This window comes from Streptomyces sp. NPDC058646, assembly GCF_042716875.1.
Lineage (GTDB): Bacteria > Actinomycetota > Actinomycetes > Streptomycetales > Streptomycetaceae > Streptomyces.
The window spans coordinates 138,426-161,345 of record NZ_JBHXRK010000015.1; the positions used below are offsets into that span (position 1 = coordinate 138,426).

At 74.0% G+C, this 22,920-nt stretch carries 31 protein-coding genes; 17 read left to right on the plus strand and 14 right to left on the minus strand.

Features of this window, described 5'->3' with window-relative positions; genetic code table 11:
- The first annotated feature begins 47 nt into the window (after positions 1-47).
- Genes ACFWUZ_RS19800 through ACFWUZ_RS19825 form a run of 6 tightly spaced genes read left to right on the plus strand, consistent with a single transcriptional unit; the run spans position 48 to position 3,451 of the window.
- Entirely contained in the window at positions 48-518 is a 471-nt protein-coding gene (locus ACFWUZ_RS19800; protein ID WP_384374111.1) for a GNAT family N-acetyltransferase, read from the plus strand.
- 52 nt (positions 519-570) lie between these two features.
- Positions 571-822, plus strand: a complete 252-nt coding sequence (locus ACFWUZ_RS19805) for a phosphopantetheine-binding protein (protein WP_384374114.1) — start codon at positions 571-573, stop codon at positions 820-822.
- Entirely contained in the window at positions 819-1,730 is a 912-nt protein-coding gene (locus ACFWUZ_RS19810) for an ABC transporter ATP-binding protein (protein ID WP_384374117.1), read from the plus strand. The genes ACFWUZ_RS19805 and ACFWUZ_RS19810 overlap by 4 nt, the downstream gene beginning before the upstream one ends.
- 29 nt (positions 1,731-1,759) lie before the next feature.
- Entirely contained in the window at positions 1,760-2,584 is an 825-nt protein-coding gene (locus ACFWUZ_RS19815) for an ABC transporter permease (RefSeq protein ID WP_384374120.1), read from the plus strand.
- A gap of 50 nt (positions 2,585-2,634) precedes the next feature.
- Positions 2,635-2,874: an MbtH family protein gene (locus tag ACFWUZ_RS19820; RefSeq protein WP_384374123.1), complete on the plus strand. Its 240-nt coding sequence runs from the start codon at positions 2,635-2,637 to the stop codon at positions 2,872-2,874.
- A gap of 34 nt (positions 2,875-2,908) precedes the next feature.
- The gene (locus tag ACFWUZ_RS19825) at positions 2,909-3,451 is read left to right on the plus strand and encodes a DM13 domain-containing protein (RefSeq protein WP_384374126.1); all 543 of its coding nucleotides are present in this window, start codon (positions 2,909-2,911) and stop codon (positions 3,449-3,451) included.
- A 126-nt stretch (positions 3,452-3,577) separates the two neighbouring features.
- On the opposite strand, the gene ACFWUZ_RS19830 is transcribed toward ACFWUZ_RS19825, so the two are convergent.
- The 7 genes from ACFWUZ_RS19830 to ACFWUZ_RS19860 form a co-directional block, all read right to left on the minus strand.
- Positions 3,578-4,321: a class E sortase gene (locus ACFWUZ_RS19830; protein ID WP_384374130.1), complete on the minus strand. Its 744-nt coding sequence runs from the start codon at positions 4,319-4,321 to the stop codon at positions 3,578-3,580.
- 141 nt (positions 4,322-4,462) lie between these two features.
- Complete coding sequence (locus ACFWUZ_RS19835; protein WP_384374133.1) at positions 4,463-4,786, minus strand: plasmid stabilization protein; 324 nt, start codon at positions 4,784-4,786, stop codon at positions 4,463-4,465.
- A 201-nt stretch (positions 4,787-4,987) separates the two neighbouring features.
- Entirely contained in the window at positions 4,988-5,233 is a 246-nt protein-coding gene (locus ACFWUZ_RS19840; protein WP_384374136.1) for a hypothetical protein, read from the minus strand.
- 178 nt (positions 5,234-5,411) lie between these two features.
- On the minus strand, positions 5,412-5,798 hold the full coding sequence (locus ACFWUZ_RS19845; protein WP_384374139.1) for a VOC family protein: 387 nt from the start codon (positions 5,796-5,798) through the stop codon (positions 5,412-5,414).
- A gap of 77 nt (positions 5,799-5,875) precedes the next feature.
- Positions 5,876-6,220, minus strand: coding sequence for a DUF3618 domain-containing protein (locus tag ACFWUZ_RS19850; RefSeq protein WP_384374142.1), 345 nt, complete (start codon positions 6,218-6,220; stop codon positions 5,876-5,878).
- Positions 6,217-6,435, minus strand: a complete 219-nt coding sequence (locus ACFWUZ_RS19855; RefSeq protein WP_384374144.1) for a hypothetical protein — start codon at positions 6,433-6,435, stop codon at positions 6,217-6,219. Before ACFWUZ_RS19855 ends, ACFWUZ_RS19850 begins: the two co-directional genes overlap by 4 nt.
- A gap of 56 nt (positions 6,436-6,491) precedes the next feature.
- On the minus strand, positions 6,492-6,647 hold the full coding sequence (locus ACFWUZ_RS19860) for a DUF6131 family protein (RefSeq protein WP_384374277.1): 156 nt from the start codon (positions 6,645-6,647) through the stop codon (positions 6,492-6,494).
- A gap of 306 nt (positions 6,648-6,953) precedes the next feature.
- Here ACFWUZ_RS19860 and ACFWUZ_RS19865 point away from each other — a divergent pair, with 306 nt between their 5' ends.
- From ACFWUZ_RS19865 to ACFWUZ_RS19880, 4 genes are all read left to right on the plus strand, one after another.
- On the plus strand, positions 6,954-7,328 hold the full coding sequence (locus ACFWUZ_RS19865; protein ID WP_384374147.1) for a hypothetical protein: 375 nt from the start codon (positions 6,954-6,956) through the stop codon (positions 7,326-7,328).
- Between the two features lie 145 nt (positions 7,329-7,473).
- Complete coding sequence (locus tag ACFWUZ_RS19870; RefSeq protein WP_384374150.1) at positions 7,474-8,184, plus strand: DUF2231 domain-containing protein; 711 nt, start codon at positions 7,474-7,476, stop codon at positions 8,182-8,184.
- A 64-nt stretch (positions 8,185-8,248) separates the two neighbouring features.
- The gene (locus tag ACFWUZ_RS19875; protein WP_384374153.1) at positions 8,249-8,653 is read left to right on the plus strand and encodes an ATP-binding protein; all 405 of its coding nucleotides are present in this window, start codon (positions 8,249-8,251) and stop codon (positions 8,651-8,653) included.
- Between the two features lie 220 nt (positions 8,654-8,873).
- Complete coding sequence (locus tag ACFWUZ_RS19880; RefSeq protein WP_384374156.1) at positions 8,874-10,178, plus strand: NAD(P)/FAD-dependent oxidoreductase; 1,305 nt, start codon at positions 8,874-8,876, stop codon at positions 10,176-10,178.
- Positions 10,179-10,264: 86 nt separating this feature from the next.
- On the opposite strand, the gene ACFWUZ_RS19885 is transcribed toward ACFWUZ_RS19880, so the two are convergent.
- Entirely contained in the window at positions 10,265-11,155 is an 891-nt protein-coding gene (locus ACFWUZ_RS19885; RefSeq protein WP_384374158.1) for an oxygenase MpaB family protein, read from the minus strand.
- A 188-nt stretch (positions 11,156-11,343) separates the two neighbouring features.
- Here ACFWUZ_RS19885 and ACFWUZ_RS19890 point away from each other — a divergent pair, with 188 nt between their 5' ends.
- A complete protein-coding gene (locus tag ACFWUZ_RS19890) occupies positions 11,344-11,901 on the plus strand; it encodes a SixA phosphatase family protein (RefSeq protein WP_384374161.1) in 558 nt (185 codons plus the stop codon).
- Between the two features lie 9 nt (positions 11,902-11,910).
- On the opposite strand, the gene ACFWUZ_RS19895 is transcribed toward ACFWUZ_RS19890, so the two are convergent.
- From ACFWUZ_RS19895 to ACFWUZ_RS19905, 3 genes are all read right to left on the minus strand, one after another.
- Positions 11,911-12,252, minus strand: a complete 342-nt coding sequence (locus ACFWUZ_RS19895) for an SH3 domain-containing protein (RefSeq protein ID WP_384374164.1) — start codon at positions 12,250-12,252, stop codon at positions 11,911-11,913.
- Positions 12,253-12,471: 219 nt separating this feature from the next.
- Entirely contained in the window at positions 12,472-12,711 is a 240-nt protein-coding gene (locus ACFWUZ_RS19900; RefSeq protein ID WP_384374167.1) for a DUF6213 family protein, read from the minus strand.
- Positions 12,712-13,015: 304 nt separating this feature from the next.
- On the minus strand, positions 13,016-13,513 hold the full coding sequence (locus ACFWUZ_RS19905) for a DUF5709 domain-containing protein (RefSeq protein ID WP_384374169.1): 498 nt from the start codon (positions 13,511-13,513) through the stop codon (positions 13,016-13,018).
- Between the two features lie 157 nt (positions 13,514-13,670).
- Here ACFWUZ_RS19905 and ACFWUZ_RS19910 point away from each other — a divergent pair, with 157 nt between their 5' ends.
- The 4 genes from ACFWUZ_RS19910 to ACFWUZ_RS19925 all read left to right on the plus strand — a co-directional run bounded on the left by ACFWUZ_RS19910 (position 13,671) and on the right by ACFWUZ_RS19925 (position 17,421).
- Positions 13,671-13,892 carry a hypothetical protein gene (locus ACFWUZ_RS19910; protein ID WP_384374172.1) on the plus strand — a complete coding sequence of 74 codons (222 nt, stop codon included), beginning with the start codon at positions 13,671-13,673 and terminating at the stop codon, positions 13,890-13,892.
- Positions 13,893-14,107: 215 nt separating this feature from the next.
- Entirely contained in the window at positions 14,108-15,052 is a 945-nt protein-coding gene (locus ACFWUZ_RS19915; RefSeq protein ID WP_384374175.1) for a SigB/SigF/SigG family RNA polymerase sigma factor, read from the plus strand.
- Positions 15,053-15,106: 54 nt separating this feature from the next.
- Complete coding sequence (locus tag ACFWUZ_RS19920; RefSeq protein ID WP_384374178.1) at positions 15,107-16,828, plus strand: PP2C family protein-serine/threonine phosphatase; 1,722 nt, start codon at positions 15,107-15,109, stop codon at positions 16,826-16,828.
- A 122-nt stretch (positions 16,829-16,950) separates the two neighbouring features.
- Positions 16,951-17,421, plus strand: a complete 471-nt coding sequence (locus tag ACFWUZ_RS19925; protein ID WP_384374181.1) for a Dps family protein — start codon at positions 16,951-16,953, stop codon at positions 17,419-17,421.
- Positions 17,422-17,935: 514 nt separating this feature from the next.
- On the opposite strand, the gene ACFWUZ_RS19930 is transcribed toward ACFWUZ_RS19925, so the two are convergent.
- Positions 17,936-18,205, minus strand: coding sequence for a hypothetical protein (locus ACFWUZ_RS19930; protein ID WP_384374184.1), 270 nt, complete (start codon positions 18,203-18,205; stop codon positions 17,936-17,938).
- A gap of 80 nt (positions 18,206-18,285) precedes the next feature.
- A complete protein-coding gene (locus tag ACFWUZ_RS19935; RefSeq protein ID WP_384374187.1) occupies positions 18,286-19,563 on the minus strand; it encodes a ClC family H(+)/Cl(-) exchange transporter in 1,278 nt (425 codons plus the stop codon).
- Between the two features lie 338 nt (positions 19,564-19,901).
- Between ACFWUZ_RS19935 and ACFWUZ_RS19940 the strand changes: the two genes are divergently transcribed.
- Both ACFWUZ_RS19940 and ACFWUZ_RS19945 read left to right on the plus strand, forming a co-directional pair.
- On the plus strand, positions 19,902-20,333 hold the full coding sequence (locus tag ACFWUZ_RS19940; RefSeq protein ID WP_384374190.1) for a DUF5133 domain-containing protein: 432 nt from the start codon (positions 19,902-19,904) through the stop codon (positions 20,331-20,333).
- A gap of 189 nt (positions 20,334-20,522) precedes the next feature.
- Positions 20,523-20,726 (plus strand): hypothetical protein, encoded by a 204-nt coding sequence (locus tag ACFWUZ_RS19945; protein ID WP_384374193.1) that lies wholly within the window; start codon positions 20,523-20,525, stop codon positions 20,724-20,726.
- Positions 20,727-20,740: 14 nt separating this feature from the next.
- On the opposite strand, the gene ACFWUZ_RS19950 is transcribed toward ACFWUZ_RS19945, so the two are convergent.
- Entirely contained in the window at positions 20,741-22,873 is a 2,133-nt protein-coding gene (locus tag ACFWUZ_RS19950; protein ID WP_384374280.1) for a SpoIIE family protein phosphatase, read from the minus strand.
- Positions 22,874-22,920 lie beyond the last annotated feature (47 nt).

Below are 22,920 nucleotides of genomic sequence, written 5' to 3' on the forward strand. Positions count from 1 at the left end.
CCCGACCGGCCCGGACCACGGGCCCCCGCAGAAGAGGAATCGACCCCATGACCTCAGCAACCGCCTTCGAGCTCCGCTCCGCCGCACCCTCCGACGCGGAGGAGATCACCCGGCTCTTCCTCGCCTCCCGCGCAGCGGCGATGCCCTACCTCCCGCGCATCCACAGCGACGAGGACACCCTCGCCTGGATCACCCACGTCGTGCTCCCCGACAGCCGGGTGTGGGTCGCCGTCAGCAGCACCACCCAGGAGATCCTCGGGTTCGCGGCCCTGGAGGACGGCATGCTCGAACACCTCTACCTGCTGCCCGAGGCCCGCCGCAACGGCATCGGCACCCGGCTCCTGGAAGAAGTACGGGCCGCCGCACCCGAAGGCCTCTCCCTGAACGTCTTCCAGCGCAACGAGGACGCCATCGCCTTCTACGTGCGGCACGGCTTCCAGCTCGTCGAAACCAACGACGGCAGCCGCAACGAGGAGAACGAGCCCGACGCGACCTACCGCTGGACCCCGGCCGTCTGATCCACCCCGTCACCCGGGTCAGAGGCATCACGTGGAGAGAGGAACCCCACCCATGGCAGACACCCCCGACGAGCGGGCGGTCGCGGAGATCTGGTCAGGCGTCATCGGCCTCGAACAGGTCCGGCCGCAGGACAACTTCTTCGACCTCGGCGGGAACTCCATCCTGGCCGCGCGGGTGAGCGCCCAGTTCGCCGCGCGGTTCGGGGTGGACCCGGTCGACGGCCTGGAGGCCCTCTTCGACGCCGACGACCTGGCCCACACGGTCGAGCTGCTGCGCGCGGCAACCGGAAGGACGGACCGGTGACCCGGCCCGCCGTGCGCATCAGCGGAGCCGTCAAACGGTACGGCGACGTCACCGCGGTGAACGGACTGGACCTGGAGGTGGCGCCGGGCACCTTCCTGGGACTGCTGGGCCCGAACGGCGCCGGCAAGTCCACCACGATGCGGATGATGACCGGCCAGACCCGGGCCGACAGCGGCGAGGTCGAGGTCCTGGGCTGCACCCTGCCCGCCCAGTCCCGGGCCTCGAGGGCCATGACGGGCGTCGTGCCCCAGCACGACAACCTCGACATCGAACTGACCGTACGTCAGAACCTCGAAGTCTTCGCCCGGTTCGCCCAGCTGCCGAAGGACCGCTACCAGCGGTCGATCGACCGGGCCCTGGCCGCGACTCGCCTCACCGACCGGGCCGGACACACCACCGAGGGCCTCTCCGGCGGCATGCGCCGACGCCTCCTGCTCGCCCGGGGCATCATCAACGACCCCCGGCTGCTGCTCCTGGACGAACCCACGGTCGGTCTCGACCCGCAGGTCCGCCAGGACATGTGGGACGTGATCGGCGCCATGCGCTCCGACGGCACCACCGTGGTGATGACCACCCACTACATCGAGGAGGCGGAACGCCTCGTCGACGAGGTGGCCGTCGTCTTCGCGGGCCGGGTCGTCACCCGCGGAGCACCGGCCGCCCTGCTGCGCGAGCACGCCGGCGAACAGGCCGCGGAGTTCGAGGGCACTCCCCGGCGGCGCGCCGAGGTCGAGGAGATCGCGGCGCGCGCGGGCCTGCCCTGCCGCCGTACCGGCCTCTCCGTCTCCGTCCTGCGCGCCGAGACGATGCCGGCCGGCGTACGGGACCTCCTGGGGACCCCGGACGTACTGCGCCGCACCACCCTGGAGGACGTGTTCGTCCTCCTCACCGGAGAGCTGTTCCATTGAGCGCGGCGCACCCCACGGAGAAGCCCCCCATGAGCCAGACCCCCACGCCTGCCACCGCACCGGCCGGCGAGGCGCCGCCGCGCCTCGCCACCGCCTGGCTGTTCCCGGCCCTGAGTGCGGTGTGGCACCGGGAACTGCTGCTGTTCCGCCGGTACTGGCTGGCCACGACCTTCGGTTCCCTGGTCGAACCACTGATCTACATGGCCGGATTCGGCCTCGGATTCGGCGCCCTGATCGACGCCGTCGACGGCCACTCGTACCTGGAGTTCATCGGCACGGGCATGGTCGTGACCTCGGTGCTCTTCTCGTCCGCGTTCGCGGGCATGTTCGAGAGCTACAACCGGCGCCGCTACCAGCGGATCTACGACTCCATCCTCAGCCAGCCCGTCAGCGTCAGCGAGCTGGTCACCGCGGAGGCCAGCTGGATCGCGGTCAAATCGGCGGTGTACGGCACCGCACCGCTGCTGGTCACCCTGGCCATCGGGCTCGACTGGACGCCCCAACTGCTGCTGGTGCCGCTGATCTCCCTGCTGGCCGGCTTCGCGTTCGGCGTCTTCGGGATGTGGGTCTCCTGCCTTGTGCCCGCCATGGACTGGCTGCGCCTGGTCGTCTCGGGCGTGCTCACCCCGCTGGTGATGGCCGCGGGGGTGTTCTTCCCCCTGGGATCCCTGCCCGGCTGGGTGTCCGTCGCAGGGCTGGCCAACCCCATCCAGCACTGCGCCGAACTGGTCAGGCACGCGTCCTTCGGCACCCTCGGCCTCGCCGACCTGGGCCACACCGCGGCCCTGCTGGTCTTCGGCGCCGCCTCCTGGCTGCTCGCCGTCCGCGGCATGAACCGCCGCCTGATCGACTGAGGCCGGGCCGGCCGTACCTTCCCCTCCGCCCACCGCATGGAGTGCATCCCGTGACCAACCCGTTCGACGACCCCGAGGCCCGTTTCCTGGCCGTGGCCAACGACGAGGGCCAGCACTCGCTGTGGCCCAGCCGCACCGGGGTCCCCGCGGGCTGGCGCACCGTCCATCCCGAGGACACCCGGGAAGCGTGCCTGGCGTACATCCGGGAGCACTGGACGGACCTCCGCCCGGCCGGCCCGGCCGCCCCCGCGCAGGACCGGTTGTCCGCTCCCCGTCCCGGACAGAGTTGAATGGTCTGACGCACGAGCGAGGGAGAAGCACCCCATGACACGACGTACGGCAGGGCCCGGCAGGCTGATGACGGCGGTCCTGGCCGCGGCGGTGGTGGTGCTGGGCGCGGGCCTGTACTGGTTCCAGCCGTGGAAGCTGTGGCAGGACCGGACGGTCCGTGACGCGCTGCCGTCGGCGTCGGCGTCGGCGTCGGCGTCGGCCTCCGCTCCTGCCGTCGCCGGCCCGCGGACCCTCGCCCAGGGCTCGCTGATCAGCCACGAGCACAGCACCACGGGCACGGTGAAGCTCGTCCGGCTCCCCGACGGGTCCCACACCCTGCGCCTGGAGGACCTCGACACCAGCAACGGCCCGGACCTGCGCGTCTGGCTCACCGACGCACCCGTCAAGGAGGGCGTGGCCGGCTGGCGGGTCTTCGACGACGGGAAGTTCGTGAGCCTCGGCGAGCTCAAGGGGAACAAGGGCGACCAGAACTACCCGGTCCCGGCCGACGTGAACCTCGCCGACTACAGCAGCGTCGCCATCTGGTGCGACCGCTTCGACGTCTCCTTCGGCGCCGCGCTCCTGCAGCCCGCCTGACCCCACGGCCGGGGTCGTGCCCGCGACGGCTGCCGCCCGCGTGTCGCGGACGCAGGCCCGGGGGAGCGACGGCCCGTTCCCGCGTGCTGCTTCCGCTCCGCCGCCGACGCCCTGCGCTGAGGGCCGTCAGCCGGCGGGCTCGGCCGCGGAGGACTTGCGCAGGACGCCTATCTTGTCGATGCGGTGCTCCGGGTTGCCCTGGGCGTCGCTCCAGTAGTTGCCCTCGGCGTGATCCTCCGGCGTCGCACAGGTCGAGAGGGTGATCATCGCCTGGGTGGGGGCCGCCCCGGGCTCGCCGGGTACCGCGGCGCGCTGCTCGCCCAGGGAGCGCTCCGACCGGAAGGACGTCTCGCGGGTCGCCACGATCTCGTACGTGTGGACCACGCCGCCGGCCGTCACGAGGACCGTGTCGCCCTTCTCCAAGGACGGCAGGTCGCGCAGCGGTCCGCCGGCCGACAGGCGGTGCGCGGTGACCAGGAAGTTGCCCACCTGCCCGGGACCGACCCCGCCCCGCTTCCCGTACGGGCTCGCGGCCACCCCCCGGTCCTGGATACGGGTCCCGGGCGCGTCGTCGGTGGTGCCCTCGTACGGGACCACGCGCAGCCCGGCGAGCCCCATCGCGGGGATGGACAGGGTGGAGGCCTGGGGCCGGACGGGGACGTCGGGGGACGGCTCCCGCACGGCCGGGGGCGACGGGGGGACCACGGCGGGGGCTACCGGGGCCGAGGCGGAGGCCGGCGCCAGCCGCGGCGGACCCGCCGGGCCGGCGGCGGCCACGGGCCCGCAGGCCGTGAGCAGGACGGTCACGGCGGAGGCGAGTGCGGCGGACAGCGTACGCGGCGGGTACGGCAGCGGCAGGCGCAGGGGCATGGCGGGTCCCGGGTGGTTCGGTCGGTCGTCGGCCGGGTCGGGCCATGCGGCAGGGGGCCGCGACCGGGTGTACTCCGACAGGGTGACATACGGAGTTTGCGGTGCATACGGCCACCAGGCGCCCAGGTGCCCGGCCAGCCCTCAGTGACCGAGGGCGCGCTTGAGCTCGGCCTTGTCCATCTTCGAGCGGCCGTCGATGCCCCGCTGCTTGGCCTCGTTGTACAGCTGCTCCTTGGTCGGGCCCTGCGAGCCGCTGTGGGAGCGCCGGCCGCCGCGCTTGGACGACGACATGTCATGGGTGGAGGACCGGCTCGCGGTCTTGGACTCCCCGGAGCGGGCGCGTTCCTTGTTGACGGTGCGCGAGGCGATTTCCTTGGCCCGCCCGGTGCTCTCGCCGCCTTTCTCGGCGCTCTCCTTGATGTGTTCGTACTGGCGTTCACGCTTGGGGCTGGATCCGCGAGGCATGGGGACTCCCTGAATCGCCCGGGTCCCGGGGAACCGGGTCCGGTATCGCGAGGGACGGATGAGGCACGGGGTGCGACCGCGCACCGCTCCTGCCCGGGGCGGGACGCCCCATTCCGCCGTCGTTGCCGTGGCCGTCGCCGCCGCGGCGCGGGGCGGGAACGGACACCGCCGGACCGGCGCGTCGGCCCGGCGGTGGCCCGGCTACTGACTGCCGGCGCTGGCGGCCCTCGGCTCACGGCTCGCGTCCGCGTGGTGCTGTATCGCGGAGCGGAAGGCTGCGAGGCAGGGCGGGCAGTACCGGTCGGCGGCCGCCGTGGCTGCGATGAGGGCGGCGTCCTCCCCGCCGGTGTTCTTCCCACACAGGGTGTGGCTGGACGTGTTCTGGGCAAGGACGTGCCACAGGAGTTCACCCTGACCCGCTGTGGCCTCGGCGCACATTTTGTACATGTGGTACCCCTCCGTGCTGGTGGCGTGGGCCGGACGGCCTGCATCCATCAGAGCCCCACACGACCGAAGAGGCCATTCTTTTGGGCCGCCCGGATGAAACCGCCCGACCCGTGGTTTGGGGTTCCGCCGGGATGATCAGCGGGCGGAACCCCGGTTCCAGTCCTCTGGGCCCGCGTGGTCACGGACGAGAGCGCAGCGGATGGTCCGCCGGTACCTCCACGACGGCGATCCGCACGCCGTCCGGGTCGGCGATCCACATCTCGATCAGCCCCCAGGGCTCGCGCTGCGGCGGCCGGAGCACCTCGGCGCCCCCGGCGCTCAGTTCCTCGTACGCCGCCTGTACGTCCGCGACCTGGAGCCACAGCCGCAGCCCCGGCGCGGGCGGCGCCTCGGCACGGCCCGACACCTCCAGGAACCCGCCGCCGAGGAAAAAGACCGTGCCGCGCTCGGGGCCGGTGCCGAACTCGCGGTAGACGGCCAGCCCCAGGGTGTCGCCGTAGAAGACGCGCGACCGCTCGGGGTCCGTGGGACGCAGCAGGACCCTGCTGCCCAGTACGTGCACCATGCCCCCACCTTCTCCCACCCGGTGGCCCCGGACGGGTATCACGCGCCGCCGGCCGGTCGGGTGAGCCGCGACGCCTTTCAGCTGTGCCGCCGTCCCGCAACCTGGCGCGCCGCCAGCCATACGAGGCAGCCGGTCTCCAGGGCGACGAGCCACCTTTCGCGCCGGACCGCCCGGGACGCCGTCCGGCCCACCTGGTGGGTCGCGGCAGCTGCCTGTTCGCGGGCGTGGTGACCGGCGGCGACGGCCCTGCCGCGCGCCTGGTGGGTGGCGGTGACCGCCTTCGCGCGGACCTGGCTCCTGACGTCCGCCCTGGCGGCCAGGGCCTCCACGGCACGGCCCAACTCCGCGCGGCCGTCCTCGACTTGTGCGCGCAGACGGTCGGCTTCCGGCTGTGATCCGTGCTCCTCGGGCGTCCTGTTCATCGGTGCACCTTCTCCTTGATCTCCGCGATGTCGGCCCGCACGCCCCCGATGGTCCGGCCGGGCACGCGGGCGAATCGGCCCGGCCGGCCTTCCGGCCCGCCCCGCACCGTGGCGAGCAGCTGCCCGGCGCCCGCCCGGTCGCGGCCACGCTTGAGGCGCGGAGCGCGGACCGGTCCGGGACGGAACGGCAGGACGGCGGAGGGGCCGGAACCCACCGGTTCCGGCCCCTCCACACGTCCGTGCTCACCGGTGCCGAAGCCCCGGACGCGCATCACCAGTAGTGGTTGCGTCCACCGACGGCGTGGCCGAGGGAGCCCGCGATCCACAGGATGGCTCCGACGACGAGGAGGATCACCCCGATGGTCCACAGGATGCTGATTCCGGTGACGAAGCCGATGATGAGCAGAATGAGTCCGAGGACGATCATGAGGTCCTCCCGTTCGGTCGGGCGGCGCAGGGTCGGCGCACGCACTGTCAAAAGCGTGACCACGACCGTGCCGTCCACGATCGGATTCGGCGACCCGCGGTAGCGGGTGGAAGCGGTCACGGCTGCGCCTACCCCGTTTCCGGCTCCATGCACATCGCAGAGGCATCGGGTCCCCGATTCCCTGAAGTCCGCTCGCAGAACGGGTCCGTCCCCGAGGGTTGCCCCGGGGCCACGGGGTAGGCGCAGTCCAGTAGGGAATCCTGTCGGGCCGAGCGGTCCGGCCACGGATGAAGGGCAGGCCAGACCATGGCGAAGCAGCCGAAGCGAAACGGACAGGACGCGACCAGCAGGCACTCCGGGCCCCAGCACGGATGGTCACCGGACGTCGACGAGACGCGCCAGCAGAAGAATCCGAGCGCCGAGCGTTCCTTCCACCCCGACGAGCACGCGCCGGCGCCCGGGCCCGGTCGCAAGGTCTCCCGCGAGGAGACGAAGGGCTCCGGAGCGGACGTGGGCAAGAGCGAGGGCCGCCGGGGAGAGGATCAGGCCGCAGGTGGCGCGGAGGGCATGCACGACCTCGGACGCAAGGGTGCCTCCGGACGTCCCAGCGGGACGCGGGACGCCTCGGCCGTCACCGGGATCGACCCCCAGGACCCTCCCCGTTCGCGGAAGGGCCGCTGAGTCCGTCCCCCGTCCCGTGCACCCCGGCCGCTCCGGGGAGTCGGTACGGACCACCGGGCGCCCGCGCCCGGTGGCTGCGGCGCCCGGAGGTCCCGGAGCCGCCGCGTCCGGGGGACGACGGCCGGAAGAGGGGTAGGCGCACGGCATGAACACACACACGCGCGACGCGTTCGACAGGTCGGCGGAGCCGTGGCCGGGCCACTCGCCGGGGCATCCGTCGGCCCTCGACAAGGCCTCGGCCCGCTGGCTCGCAGCCGTGACGGGCATCGAGGCGTCGAGCGCCTTGGACCCGGCCGTCCGCGTGCTCCGGCGGGCCGTCCGGGCGCTGCCCCTCGGCCGCGCCCGCGGCCTGCTGCGCGGAGAGCCGCTGGGCCACCCCGCCCATCCCCTGCTGGTGGAGGTGCCGATGGGCTGCTGGCTGTCGGCCGGGGTGGCCGACGCCGTGCCCGGAGGGCAGCGGGCGGCCACCGTCCTCACGGCCGTCGGGCTGGCCGGCGTCGCCCCGGCGGCGGTCTCCGGCTGGGTGGACTGGGCCGATCTGCCGCCGCGGCAGGCGCGCGTGGGTCTCACCCACGTCGTGGCGAACCTCGCCGCCGTCAGCTGCTACAGCGCCTCGCTCGTCGCCCGGCTGCGGGGCCGCCCGGTCAAGGGCCGGCTGTGGTCGCTGGCCGGGATGACGGCGGTCGCGGCGAGCGGTGCCCTGGGCGGACACATCGCGTACCGCAGGTACCAGGAGGCCGACGGCGCGGGCGCGGCTGCCGTCACCGGCGGGAAGGCGGTGCGCACGGGTGTCACCCCGGACGCGCGCCCGCCGGGCCCCGACGGCGCACGAGGAACGTACGGATCGCACACATGACCAGGCCCAGGCGGGGCAGTCGTACGGATCCAGGATGCCGACAGCGTAGGACGGGGGAGTGGGGATGACTCTCCATCTGCGACAGCACCGCGATCTGTACGGGACCACGGCAGCCGCAGCCGCACGTGACCTGACCCGTCACTTCTTCGACGACGCCTCCCGCGTCGGCCGTTCGGTGGCGCCGGAGGTCAGGGACACCACGTTGCTCCTCGTCAGCGAACTCGTCACCAACGCCATCCGCCACACGGCGGACGGCTGCGCACTGGACCTCGAACTGGAACCCGACGGGATCGGCATCGACGTCACGGACTCCAGCAGCATCGAGCCGCAGCGCCGGCCGCCCGATCTCCAGGGCGGCGGAGGATGGGGCTGGGCCCTGGTCAACCAACTCGGCCGCGACGTCCGGATCCGGCACCTGCCGAGCGGAAAGACCATCCACACCCGGGTCCCGCTGCCTCCCGCGATCTGACGGCGGCCCCCGCACGGCGGTGCCGACGGCGTACCCGCGTGCATCCGTGCGGCGCGGCAGAACCGAAGACGCGGACAGGAGCCGGACTTACGGAACCGAACCCGGGCCGGGAACCGAACCCGGGCCGGGAACCGAACTCGGCCGGACGTGAACCCCGGGCGGGAAGCCGACCTGTACCGGAAGGCCGGTCCGGGAGAGCGGCCACGCCGGAGGGAGTCCCATGAACGCGTCGCCGGGCCGACGGCCCCCCGTCCTCGTGGTCGGTGCCGGACTGGCCGGGCTGGCCTGCGCCGCGGACCTGACGGCAGCAGGCGTGCCGGTGTCCCTCCTCGAAGCCGGTGACGAGGTCGGCGGCCGCATGCGGACGGACGTCCGGGACGGCTTCCGCCTCGACCGCGGCTTCCAGGTCCTCAACACCTCCTATCCGCAGCTGAAGCGCCGTCTGCGCCTGCGCGGACTGGGCCTGCGGCCGTTCACCCCGGGCGCGCTGGTGCACACGGCCGCGGGGCGCGTGCGGTACGGCGACCCCACCCGGCGCCCCGCCGACGCCCTCAGGCTCCTGACCGGCGGCCACCTCTCCCCGTCGGCCGCACTCTCGCTCGGGGCGCTCACGGCCCGGGACCTGCTGCTGCCCGCCTCCCTGCTCCGGCGGATGCCCGACACCAGCACGCGCTCCGCACTGCGCTCCTGGGGGCTGCCCGAGCAACTGGTGGAGGAGTTCCTGAGGCCCTTCCTCTCCGGGGTCTTCCTCGAAGACGGCCTGGAGACCTCCAGCCGGGTCTTCCACCTGGTCTGGCGCAGCTTCCTGCGCGGATCCCTCACCTTGCCCGCCGAAGGCATCGGGGCCGTACCCCGTCGCCTCGCGGAAGGGCTCCCGGCCGGCTGCCTGGAACTCGGCACCGCCGTCACCGCGCTCGTCGACGGCGGGGTGCTGCTGGCCGACGGGTCCCGGCGCGAGGCGGCGGCGGTCGTGGTGGCCACCGATCCGGGGGCGGCGGCCCGCCTCCTCCCGGGGCGCCCGGCGGCCCCCACCCGTACGGTGACCACCTACCACCATGCCTGCCCCCGCCCGCCCCTCCGGGAGCCGACCCTCCTCCTCGACGCCGCGGGACGGTTCCTGAACACGTGCGTACTGACGGAAGTGGCGCCGACCTACGCCTCCGACGGACGGTCCCTCATCTCCACCTCGGTTCTCGGGGAGGACTCCCCGGAGCGGCTCCGGACGCTGCTGGACGCCCTCTCGGAGGTGTACGGGACCGACGCGGGCGCGTGGGAGCCGGTGGCCTCGCTCACCGTGCGCGGCGCGCTGCCCGCCATGCCCGCCCCCTGGCCCCTGACCCGGGAGACCCGCATCGCCGACGGCGTCCACCTCTGCGGCGACCACCGGGCCACGGGCTCCGTGCAGGGCGCGCTGGCCTCCGGTGCCCGGGCCGCCCGCGAGGTCCTGCACGGGCTTCGGCCGGGCGACGGTCCCGTAGGTACACCGGGCGTGCCTGCCGGGACGGGGAACAGCCCGTCCACGTGACCACGGGACGGCCCTCGCACCCCCGCCGAGCGCGCCGGGGCGCGGCACGGCACGCCGGCCTGCCCGTCCGGTGCGGGCCCCTCCGCTCATCCCGGCCGTCGCCCCGCTCCGGGAACGGGGCGCGGGCGCATGGCCCACCGGATCCCTCCGGTGAGCGCCCGCCCCGCCGGGCGTACGCACAGCCGCTCCACCAGCGGTGGGCAGGGCAGCCCGAGCAGCTCCCGGGCCCACGGCGGCAGCAGCGCGACGGCGTTCGCCGCCAGTACGGCGTAGGGGCCTCGCACGGCCAGCGGCAACGGGGGCCGCAACAGCAGGAAGCGCGCGGCGTCCCGGGCCTCCCGCGTGACGCGCAGCTCGCTCCGGTACGCGTCCAGCCGCGCCGCCAGTGCCGCGAGGTCACGCGGCGGCTCCGGGACCCCGAGGGCGGCGGCCACCCGGGCGGCGTCGGCGAGGTAGCCGTCGCAGCCGGGACCGTCCAGCGGGGCGGAGCCGAATCGCTGGTGGGCGCGGAGGAACGAGTCGACCTCGGCCACGTGCACCCAGCCCAGCAGGTGCGGGTCCCCGGCCCGGTACGCAGCCCCCTCGGCGGTGAGCCCGGACACCTGCTCGTGGACGGCGCGCACCCGCGCGACCGCCCGCTCGGCGTCCTCGGCCGTGCCGTACGTGGTGACGGCGAGGAACGTGCTCGTGCGCTGCAGCCGCCCCCACGGGTCGCCGCGGTAGCCGGAATGAGCGGCCACGGCGGCCATGGCCAAGGGGTGCAGCGACTGGAGCAGCAGCGCGCTCAGGCCGCCGATGAACATCGAGGCGTCCCCGTGGACCTGACGGATCGGCCGCTCGGGACCGAACCAGCGGGGGCCGGGCGTGTCGTGGATGCGGGCACGGTTCTCGGGCCCCGACGGTCCGGCGACACGGCTGAACAGACCGCGGCCGATGTGCTCCCGCAGCCGGTCGAGGGCGGGCGCCCGTTCCTCCATGGCTCCATTGTCGCCGACCCCGGGCCGGGGGCCCGTGCCGCCCGGGCCGGGGCTGCCGCCCGGCCGGCGTGGGGGTGCGCACCGCCCGGACTCACCGCACCATGACCGTGTACCGGATACGAGTACCTGAACCCGTATCCGCACGCGTACCTGCACCCGCACCCGTATCTGCGGCGAAGGAGAGGGCCATGACCTCGGCTTCCGCGCCCCACACGGCGTCCTCGGCCTCCGGAGAGGCCGCCGGGTGCCGCCTGCTGCTGGTGCGGCACGCCAAGGCCGTGCCGAAGGACGTGGCCCCGGACTTCGACCGCGGACTGAGCGAGCGCGGACGGCGTGACGCGCCCGAGACGGGACGCTGGCTGGCGGAGTCGGGCTTCACGCCCCGCCTGGCCCTGTGCTCCCCGGCCCTCAGGACGCGGGAGACCTGGCAGCTGATGGCTCCCGCCGTGGCGTACCCCCCGCCCGCCGTGTACGACGACAGGCTCTACAACGCCTTCCCCAACACCCTGGTCGCCGTCCTGACGGAGCGGGGAGCGGGGCTCGACTGCGTGCTGCTGGTCGGCCACAACACCGGCATCCACGAGCTCGCCTCGGCCCTGTGCGGCAGCGGCCCGCCGCAACTGCTGGACCGGCTGAGGGCGGGACTCCCCACGTCGGGCGTCGTGGCGGTGGACCTGCCGGGCGGGTGGGACGGGCTGACACCCGGCGAAGGGCGCCTGACGGACTTCTGGTCGCCGTCCCGCTGACGGCGGACCTCAGCAGGCACGCACCGGCTGGTGGTTGTGGACGAAGCGGGCCGAGACCCAGCCGTGGGAGCCCTGCAGGCGGTACCAGAGCGGATTGCCGTCGACCCACCCGCCGCGCTGCTGGCAGTTCAGGAGCACGCGCTGGCCCGGGCGGAGCACCTTCACGGTGCCGGAGTACACCGTCGGACGCTGGCGCACGTTGAGGGGCGCGTCCGAGACCACTTCACCCACCGGGTGGGCGGCCCGCGGCGCGGACACGGCAGCGTGCTGCTGCGCGGCCCACCCCGTCGCGGCCACCGGGCCCAGCGCCAGGCCCGTCGCCATCGTGCACACCAGTACGAACCTGTTCATCTCGGCACCGTTCTCCCGCGCGTCACACCGTACGGGCGCGCACGGCCGAGGTCCCACGGACCACGGCGCTCGGTGAGCACCCGCCACGACTATCCGCGCGGTGTGCGGGGCGTCCGGAGCGGACACGCCGGTCGATCCACCGGATGGCCGAACCGGGCGGGCCGGGTACGGGACCGCCGTGCGGGCCCGCGGAACGTGCGGCGGGCGGGGATGCGTGCCTCAGATCCCCGGCTCCGGCCGTGAGGCGCAGGCGATGCACTCCGCGTCGATCTGATCGGCGAGCTGGGTGAGCGCCTCGGTCATCGCCAGGACCGTCCCGGGATCGGCCTCCGGAGTGCCGAGGTCCGCCGCGGACGCCCAGTCGGCAGCCACGCTGCGCAGGAGCCCGGTGACCTGTTCGGCGGGGATGAGCAGCCCGCCCTCCTCGCTGGGGATCAACGGTATGGGGAACGAGTGCATGGCCGCCCTTCCTCTTGCGGGTGCGCACGCGAGGGGCGCCCCTCCTGGGACACCAGCGCGCGCGGCTTCGCTGCCTGGTCGTCGCTGTACAGGTCCAGGTGCGTCCGGTCGCCTGCCGTGACGGGGGTCAGGGCACGCTGCAACGAGATGCCGACGTGCTCGCCGCGCAGGACCCGCGCCTCGGTGCCGGCGCAGCTGATCGCCGTACTGCCGAGTCGGATGCCCACGTCCCCTCTTCCCCGGGCGCCGGGGAGAATCCACGCACCCTGGAGTTCTCGTGCGTGCGGCGCCACGCCGGGCGCGCTCATTCCCGGTCGTCCCCGCCGGAGCCGGTTGCGGAATCCTCGGAGCCGGGCGTGATGACGTGCATCGCCGCCTCCTCGGCGCCGGCCGCACCCCCGTCGATGCCCAGGTCCCGGGCGGTCAGGCCCGTGGTGTCGGGGTGCGCCCCTTCGCCCGGGGCCACGAGCCGTCCGGCACGGGCGCCGCCGGCCTCGGCGTCGACCGGCTCGCCCTCCCCGCCCGGCAGGTCCCCGATCCCGTCGCCCTCGACCTCCCCCACCTCGGGAACCTCCTGCGAAAGCCTCGCGCCGAGCCCTTCGCCCTCGCGCTGCTCCGCAGCCGTCGTCCCGTGCTTGGTGACGCCCAGGGGCTTCTCGGGTGGCGAGTACCCCTCGTCCATCATGTCGTCGTAGGTGCGCTCGTCGACGGCGTTCTGGAGGTCCGGTGAAGCTCCGTCGGACCCCTCGTCCGTGCCGTCCGGCTGGTACGCGTCGTTCGCCAGCGGGGTGTCGTCGCTCATGGTGTGCTCCTTGTGCCGTGGACCGTCCCGTGCCCCCGGAGGGGACGGTGCACGGCCCGCCCGGCGCCCGGGAAGGCATCGGGTCGCAGCCTCGTCGGTGGGCCGAGTGGCGCCTCCTCGGATGCGGAGCCCGGCCGGGCGTACGAGTCTGGGACGCATGGTCGTCCCTCGTGTCATCGTCTACCCGCCGGATCCCGAAGACCACTCCCGGATGGTCCGCTACGACGGCGTCATCCTCGGTCGCGCCTTCAAGGTGAGCGACCTGAGGGAGTTCATCCGCGCGGCGGGCGGGGACCCGGACGACTTCGACCTCACCGATCCCACCCTCTTCGACTGGCGCGGCGGCGGGCCGCAGACCTGGGCCGAGTCGCCGCCGTAGGCCCGCCCGCACCGGCTCGGGTCACGCTCCGGACCGGCTCGGATCACGCTCGCGCACCGGCGGCAAGGAGCCGGACGGCCCGCACCGCAGGGCCGGTGGTCCCCGGTTCCCGGGCACAAGGACCCGGCAGCCGGTGCGGCGGGTGTGCGGGCCGCGGGAGGGGGCAGGCGCAGGCACGCAGTACGCACATGGACGGACGACGGAAGGACGGCATCGTGCCTGGCTCTGCCGCAGGGATCGACGCAGTCAACGCCACCCCCGGCTCCCTCGGGCCGGTCGACAGCGGAACGGGCAGCTCCGGGGCCGGGGTGCCCACCGGTGAGAACCCGCTGCCGGTGATCACCCAGGCGCACCAGGTGACGCCCGCCGACGCGCGGGAGCTGTCGACGCTGTTCTTCGCGCGGCTGCGCGAGCTGCCGGAGGGGTCGGCCGGGCACCAGTACGCCCGCAACACCCTCATCGAGCTGAACATGGCGCTGGTCCGCTTCGCCGCGCGGGGATTCCGCAGCCGCACCGGCTCCGCGTCCGGCGCGGGTGCCGAGATGGAGGACGTGCTCCAGGCCGGCACGATCGGTCTGATCAAGGCCATCGACCGGTTCGACCCGGACCGCGGGGTCGAGTTCTCCACGCTCGCCCTCCCCTACATCACCGGTGAGATCAAGCGTCACTTCCGCGACACCACCTGGGCCGTCCGTGTCCCCCGCCGTCTCCAGGAACTGCGCATCGAACTGGCCAAGGCCCGCGACGACCTCTCCGCCACCCTCGGCCGCGCGCCCACCGTCAAGGAGACCGCACAGCACCTGCGCCTCGCCGAGGAGGTCGTCATCGAAGGACTCGTGGCGGCGAACGGCTACTCCACCGAAACCCTCGACGCCCCGCTCCAGGCGGAGGAACGGCCCGGGCCGGGGAACCGCACCCACGCGCTGAGCGAGGTCACGGGGGAGACCGACCGTGCCATGGAACTCTTCGAGGACCTGCACGCGCTCGGCCCGCTGCTGAAGCAGCTGCCCGCCCGGGACCGCACGATCCTGTACCTCCGCTTCGGCCAGGAACTGACCCAGGCCCAGATAGGGGCAGAACTCGGCATCAGCCAGATGCAGGTGTCACGGATCCTGACGCGCATCCTGACCGGACTGCGGGCCGGCATGCTGGCCGCGTAGTCCCCGGAGCCGCCCGCGGGCAGCCGACGCTTGCCACCCGAGCCGGTGAGGACCATGACACCCCTGATTCCGCAGGATCCCGACACGCTCAAGCAGATGATCACGCGCGAGGTGACGGCCCTGCGCACCGCCGCACGCCGGGACGCAGGGGTACGCCTGGACGACGACGGTCCCGCGGCCGGCCCGTCGTCGGGCGACGGAACGGACGCCTGCGCATGCGGCGCCGGTGACGGGCCCGGGCACGCGTGCACGGACGCCGCGGAGGTCCACGACCCGTGGGCGTGCGTCTGTGCGACCCTGCCGGCCATCCCCGTCTCGGCCGCGCTGCTGGTACCCGTACGGGACGCGGACGGCCTCACCGTGGACTTCACGGTCAGGGCCGGCAACCACGTCCGCTCGGCCCAGTGGCTCGACGCCCCCGACCGGCACATCGGACGCCGGCTGCTGGACGTCCAGCCCGGGGCGGCGGCCGGCGGGCTGATCGACGCCCTCGCCGGCGTACTGAGCAGCGGCCGCGCCCTGCGGGCACACGCCGTGGACTACACCGAACAGCGCAGCGACGGACTGCACCGCACCCAGCTGCTGTACGAGGCGGCGTCCTGCGGCGACAAGGTACTGGCCACGTGGCGGCCCGCCCGCAACCGCATGGAGCTGCTGTCGCTGGACGCCCAGTACATCGCCTCCATGGGCTGGGGCACCTGGGACCTGCTGTCCGGAGGCACCACCTGGTCCGAAGGGCTGCACGCCATCTTCCGCACCGACACGGGGCGGCCGCTGTCGCTGGTGGAGCTGTGCGACGACGTGCTCCTCGACGACGTCCCCCGTTTCTCCCGGCTGCTCACCGCGCTACTCGACGGGGAGGAACCGCCCGGCGCCGAGATCCGCTTCAGCGTGCTCGGCGAGATCCGCACCCTCCACCTGGTGGGCCACCCCGTCATCGCCAGGGACGGGATCCCCTGGGCACTGCACCTCATCGCCCGCGACCTGACCGCCCAGGTGCGCAGCCGCCAGAAGCTCGCGGCGACCCGGCGCCAGACGGAGCAGCTGCGCGAGGAGGCGGCGGCCGAACGCCGGGTGGCCACGGCGCTGCGCGAGGCCCTGCTGCCCACGCACTCGGCGGAACTGGCCCAGCTCGGACTCTCCGTGGAGGCCGCCTACCTGCCCGCGGAATCGGAGGCCGTCGGCGGTGACTGGTACAAGTGCCGCCTGCTCCCGGACGGGCGGATCCTCCTCGCCATCGGAGACGCCTGCGGCCACGGCCTGAGCGCCGTCGCCCGCATGGCGCAGCAACGACACGCCCTGGCGGGCCTCGCACACGCGCCGGGCACCGACGCCGGGCAGCTCACCACCTGGCTCAACGAACTCCTGTGCGGCGACCCGGCTGCCGAGACGGCCACCGGGATCATCGGCCACATCGACGACGAGCGCACCTTCCGGTGGGCCTGCGCGGGCCATCCGGCGCCGCTCCTGCTGCGCGAGGGACAGGTGTCGGCGCTCGACACCGCCCACCGGGGGCCCTTGTTCGGCCTGCTGCCCGGCCACGCGTACGGGACCAGCGCGACCCCCCTCCTCCCGGACGACCTCCTGCTGCTGTACACCGACGGCATGGTCGAGCGGCGCGGGGAGGACATCACCCAGGGCATCGACGCCCTCCGTACGGTGCTCCTGTCCTGCGCGGGGCTCTCCGCGCGGGAGGCCCTGGACCACATCATGGCCGAGTACACGCCGGAGGAGCACGAGGACGACACCTGCCTGCTGGCGATCCGGCTCGGCTGAACGAGCCGGACGGACGCATGATCGGGCCGCGAACCCGTTTTCTTCCGGAAGTCACGGGTAGGCGGTGTTTCGTCCAAGAACTACGTCGTCACTCGCTGACGACCCCGTGGAATGGAGACGTTGTGTCCGTCGTCAAGAACGCCCTCCCGGAAGCCGACCTCAAGGTCGTCGGTGAAGCGCTGCAGGGCGCTCTGGTGGACCTGGTGGACCTGTCGCTCGTCGCCAAGCAGGTCCACTGGAACGTGGTGGGCCCGCGCTTCCGCTCCGTCCACCTCCAGCTCGACGAGGTCGTCACCTCGGCCCGCACCCACTCCGACGTGGTCGCCGAGCGCGCCGCGGCCCTGGGCATCACCCCGGACGGCCGGGCGCGGACTGTCGCGTCGGCCGGCGCGATCACCGGCGTGCCGGAGGGATGGATCAAGGACACGGATGCCGTCCGCATCCTCGTCGACGCCCTGAGCACCGTCATCGCCCGCATGCGCGAGCGGATCCAGGCCACGGGTGACCCCGACCCGGTCACCGAGGACATCCTGATCGGCCTGACCGGCGAATTCGAGAAGCACCACTGGATGTTCGCGGCCGAGAACGCCTGAGCTGGTGCCCCGGCCGGCGGGGCGTCAGGTCAGCGCGTGGCGACGAAGCCCCGCGCGGGCTTCCGCACGCGGCCCCCGGCGACCTCGGCGAGGACCTGAGCCGGGATGTCCTGGCGGGCATCGGGCGCGGGCCGGTCGTACATGCGCCCGCGCCGCCCTCAGGGCCGCCGAGCGGAAGGCGCCTGGCCCCGCACCCGACCCGCACCTGGGCGAGGGCTCGGACGGGTCGTCGAGCTGCCACCGCCCGGTCGGCTCGCTCATCGGGGTACCTCGCTCAGCCGCTCCGCGCCCGCCGGATGAGGAGTCGGCCGACCCGAGCCGACTTCGACCTCGCGCACCGGAATGACGCCATCGTGGCCGCGCACCAGGCGCTCCCCCTGGACTGAGCCTGACGCACCACAGCGCCCCCCTCCTGCCCGAGGGTCGGAGGGGGGCGCTGCGGTGCGTCAGGTGGTGCGGGTGAGCGTGCGCCCCGTCTCGACGGCTTGAGGGCGGTGGCCGTACCTGCCCGCGGTCAGTGGGACGGGCCGCCCGTGCGGGCGTGGACCAGTTGTTCGGCCTCTTCCGAGAGCTTCGCCCTGCGGTCCGGGCCGCCGCTTCGTTCGAGTTCCATGCGCAGGGCCAGCTCGGTGCGCAGGACCGTCGACCGCGGTACGGATACGCGCTGGCCCGGCATCTCCGTGAACGGCTGGAGCTCCGCCGCGGCGCAGTGCGCCTCCTGGGACGAGCCGCGACGCAGGGAGAGGAAGACGCGTCCGAGCCAGAGGGCCGGGATCTTCACCATGAAATCAGTCATTACCGGGCAACGACGAACACGCCTCCCGGTGTCGGCGTCCCGCTGCTCCCGTACTCCCCGGGAGCTCCTCACGTACGGGGCATCCGCATCCGCAGGGTTTCGTAGACCGGTGGGCCGCCCATCCGGTCGGCCGTCAGCGTCGCGGCGAAGCACGCGGTGAGCAGGGGGACGAGCAGGGACGCGGCGCCCGTCATCTCGACGATGAGGACGAGCCCGGTGACCGGTGCCCGGACGACGGCTGCGAACAGCGCCGCCGTGCCGACGATCGCGAAGGACACGGCGCCCGGACTCCCGCCCGGGAGCACCGGTGATGCCAGACCGTGGACGAGGGCCCCCCACACCGCCCCGAGCGCGAGCAGCGGGGCGAAGAGCCCGCCCGGCGTGCCCGCCGCGTAACTGAGCGGCCCCGCCACGAACCGCACCGCGAGATAGGCCGCGAGGACGGGGACGACGGGCGGGCCGTCGAGCAGCAGACGCCCGGTCAGCTGGTCCCCGCCGCCGGCCAGCAGCGGGTCGATGCCGAGCAGCAGTCCCACGACCGCCCCGATCACCCCGGCCCGGGCCACGGGGCCGATCCGTTCGACACGGTCGCAGAACTCCAGCAGCCCCAGCAGGACACGGTTGTACGCGACGCCCAGGACTCCCGTCGCGGCGCCGAGGAGCAGGAAGACGGGCAGGAGGGCGATCGACGGTACGGGTACCTCCGGAACCCGGAAGTCGGGCCCGCGGCCGAGCAGGAGCTGGGCGATGCCGACGGCCGTGGCGGTGCCGATCAGGGTGGTGAGGACCAGCCGCGTCCGGACCGTCCGGGCCACTTCCTCGCAGACGAACAGGATTCCGGCGAGCGGGGCGGTGAAGGCCACGGCCAGGCCGGCTCCGCCGAGCGAGGTGTGCAGCAGGGTGACGTCACCGTCGCCCATCCGGGAGCGGCGTCCCGCAGCCGCCCCGATCGCCGCGCCCATGTGGACCGTCGGACCCTCCCGCCCGAGCAGCAGCCCCGACCCCATGGCGATCAGACCGCCCGCGAACTTGGCCGGCAGGATCCACAGCGACCGCGGAGCCCGCTCGCCGCGCCACACGGCCTCGACGTCCTGGATCCCGCTGCCCGCCGCCAGCGGCACCCGCTGGGCGATCGCGCACGCCACCGCCGCGCCCGTCGCCGTCAGGGCCACCGGGATCAGCCAGTCGGGGCCGCCCGTTTCCGCCGAGTGCGCCAGGAGCGAGCCGCGCAGTTCCTCGGCCCGGGCCAGGCACCACCGGAACCCGCCGCCGACCAGCCCGACGAGACCTCCTGCGACCGCCGCCACGACGTAGACGGCCGCCCCGCCGCGGCGAGCACCGGGCATGCGCAGACCTCCGCTGGACCGTGTACCGGGTCGGTCAGAGCCTGACGCGGCCCGGGGCCGCCGCGCCCCACCCCGTCCCCGGCCACGCCGCAACTGTCCCCGACTGGGTCAACGGCTCGCAGGAGCGGCCCGTCGGCCCATGGCTGAGCGCGGCACGTGCCGGGGGGCGCTCCAGCGGGCATAAGTCTTCTACGGCCATCACGTCCTGAGGCCTTTGGATTGAAGGGATCTCCATGTCCATACCTGGAAACCGTTCCCCATCCGCCCCTCCTGTCGCGGTTCAGGCCGATCTGCCCCGGCCGGCCTCCCGGGCGGCATCGCAGGCGGTGGGGACGGTGATGGCCGCGACCCCCTGCTCGGCCCGTGACGCCGAACGGATCCTCGCCGCGGCCGCGGCACTCGCCGGCGTCACCACCGGGGAACTCGAAGCCGCGATGACCGCCGCGGCCGGGGGCACACCCCTGCCCGCACCCATCGAGCGGGCCCTGCGCCACGCGGTCGAGGCGGCCCGGACGCCCGCCCCGCCCACCCTCCGGCGCATCGGCCTCACGCCCAGCCGGGCCCGGACCGAGGAAGTGCTGACGCGCCTGCGCGCATGCCGGGCCCGCCTCGCGGCCGCGCCCGCAGACCCCGACGCCCTGCGGGACATGGACGACGCGTCCTACACCCTGTGCGTGCTCATGGGCCGCCCCAGCACCCACGAGGCCGTGCTGGCGGCGGAAGCGCACCTCGCCGTCCCGGACCGGCCGCAGGCCTCCCGGGCGCTCTGATCCGCGGGTCAGGTCCGCCTGACCCGCGCGGAACGCCGGCGCGTGCGGCAGCGCCGGCCGCCCGGCCCTGGACCCCCTGCCGCGGTTTCCGTCGCCCGTGAGAGTGGTCCGGCTGCACGCCGTCCCGGTGCGCGCTCGCCCGCGTGGCAGCCTCGGACGCCCTTGATCCGTATCGAAGGAGGACGAGCCGTGTCCGAGGACCTCGTGAGGGACAGCATCCGGAGGCTGGAAGAGGTGGTGGCGTCGACGGACCTGCCGGAGCACACCAGAGAACTGCTGCGCGTGGCCCTCCGGCAGGCCCAGACCGCCGAGGCGGCCGGGCAGGACCAGGAAGCCCTGACCATCGCAGGGCAGGCACTGCAGACGGCCCAGGACGCCGCCGCCGACAGCTGAGCCCTCCGGTCCGCTCAGGCGGGCGGCGTGGCGGCGGTGCGCAGCAGGAGCACGGCGATGTCGTCCGTGTAGTGGGCGGTGGGCCGGGCCTCGCGCAGGAGGGCGTCGATGAGCTGGTCCAGGCCCCGCCCGCCGTACTCGGACAGGAGGTGGGCCAGGCCGTCGGCGGTCGCCTCGGCGTCGGTGCCGGGGCTCTCGACGAGGCCGTCGGTGTACAGGGCGAGGGTCGTCCCGCCGCCGAAGGGCAGGACGGTGACGGGGTACGAGAGGTCGGGGGAGACCCCGAGCAAGGGGCCGGGGTCGAGGGTCACGGCCGCGGGCGGCCGGTCGCGGTGGTGCAGGAGCGGTGGCGGGTGGCCCGCGCTGGCCAGGAACGCCTGCTGGCCGGCGAGGTCGATGTGCGCGTAGAGACAGGAGACGATGAGGTCGGTCTCCAGATCGGCCAGGACGTGGTTGGTACGGGCGAGCACCTGGTCGGGCGGGGCGCCGGCGGTGGCGTGGATGGCGGTGCGGACCTGGCCCATCAGCGCGGCGGCGGCGACGTTGTGGCCCTGGACGTCACCGATGACGGCCGCGGCGGTGGTGGCGTCGATGCGGATGACGTCGTAGAAGTCGCCGCCGATGTCCATGCCGTGGCTGGCGGGCAGGTAGCGCGCGGCGGTCTCCAGGCCCGGCAGGACCGGCAGGCTGCGCGGCAGGAGGGCCTGCTGGAGGCCGTGGGCGAGCTCGCGCGTGGCGTCGTACAGGCGGGCGCGGTCCAGGGCCTGGGCGATCAGCCCCGCCAGGGAGGTGAGGACGGCGCGTTCATCGGCGCTGAAGTCGCGGGGCCGGTCGTACGAGAGGATGCAGCATCCGACGGGGCGGCCCGAGATGACCAGCGGGAGGAAGGCCCAGGCTGCCTTGCCGCTGATCTGGGGGGCCCGGGGATAGCGGCGGGCCAACTCGTCGGGGCTGGCGAAGAAGGACGGGGTGCCCTCGGCGAGCGCCGCTCCGGCGGGCGTGAGGTCGGTGTCCAGCGGCAGTCCGTCGAGGCGGTCGATCGTCTCCTGGTCGTAGCCGTGATGTCCGGTGATCCTCAGACGGCCGGCATCCGCGGCGGAAAGGACCAGACCGTCGGCGCCGAAGGCGGGCAGGATCTGGTCGGCGACGAGCTCGACCACGTCGCGGACGCCGACGGTCTCGGTCAGGGCGGCCGCCAGGTGCACCAGCTGGTACAGCCGTCCGGCCTGGGCGGTTCCCGCGGGGGAGTGGCGCGCGGACCGCGGAGTCCGCCCCGTACGGGGTCGGCCGTGACCGGGGGCCGGGGAGCGGGTGATGCGCATGCTGATGCCGCTGGCGTCCGGGTAGAGCTGGAAGCGCAGCCACGTGTCCGGGGGGCGCAGGGCAGTGAACGCGACCGGATCACGGCTGATGACGGCGGTGCGGTAGTGGTCCTCGACGACCGCGTCGTCGAGCCATGGCAGGGACTGCCACGGGCGGGTCCCCTGCAGCCGGCCGGCATCGAGCCCGAGGAGCGACGCCGCCGCGGAGCTCAGGTAGGTGATCCGGCCCTCCAGGTCCAGGCCGAGGGCACCTTCGGGCAGGCGTTCCACATAGTCCGTGGCGGCCTCGGCGGAGGCGCCGTGCGCACGGGCGGCCGCGCCGGCGGGGAGGAGACGAGGCTGCTCGGGCAGGGCGGGCACGGCAGCGCTCTCGTCCAGGACGTGGGCGACGCGCCGGGCGGCGGAGCTGATGTGGCCCCGCTCGCGGGCGGTGGCCTCGGCGGGGTGACTCGCGGGCCACATCAGTAGCAGCGCCCCCCAGCAGCGGGAACCGCCCCGCAGCGGAGCCGCCGCGAGCGCGAACCGGTAGGGCAGGCTCGCGGCGGCACGCGGATAGACACAGGCCATGTCGTCATGGGATCCCACCCACACCAGACGGTCCTCGCGGACCGCGTCGCTCACCGGCACCGACGTGCTCAGCGGTACCCGCCGCCACGGCCACGCCACCTCCACCGGCACCCCGGACAGCACCACGAGGCCCAGCACCTGCGAGGCCTCGTCCAGCAGGTAGACGGCTCCGGCTGAGGCCCCCGTGCGGCGCACGGTGCCGGCCAGCACCTCGTCCAGCGGCCCGGCGCCGCCGGGCCCGTCACCGCGCCCGGCCACCACGCGTCACGATCCGGTGGCAGGAGCGCCGGCCACGAGCCACCCCC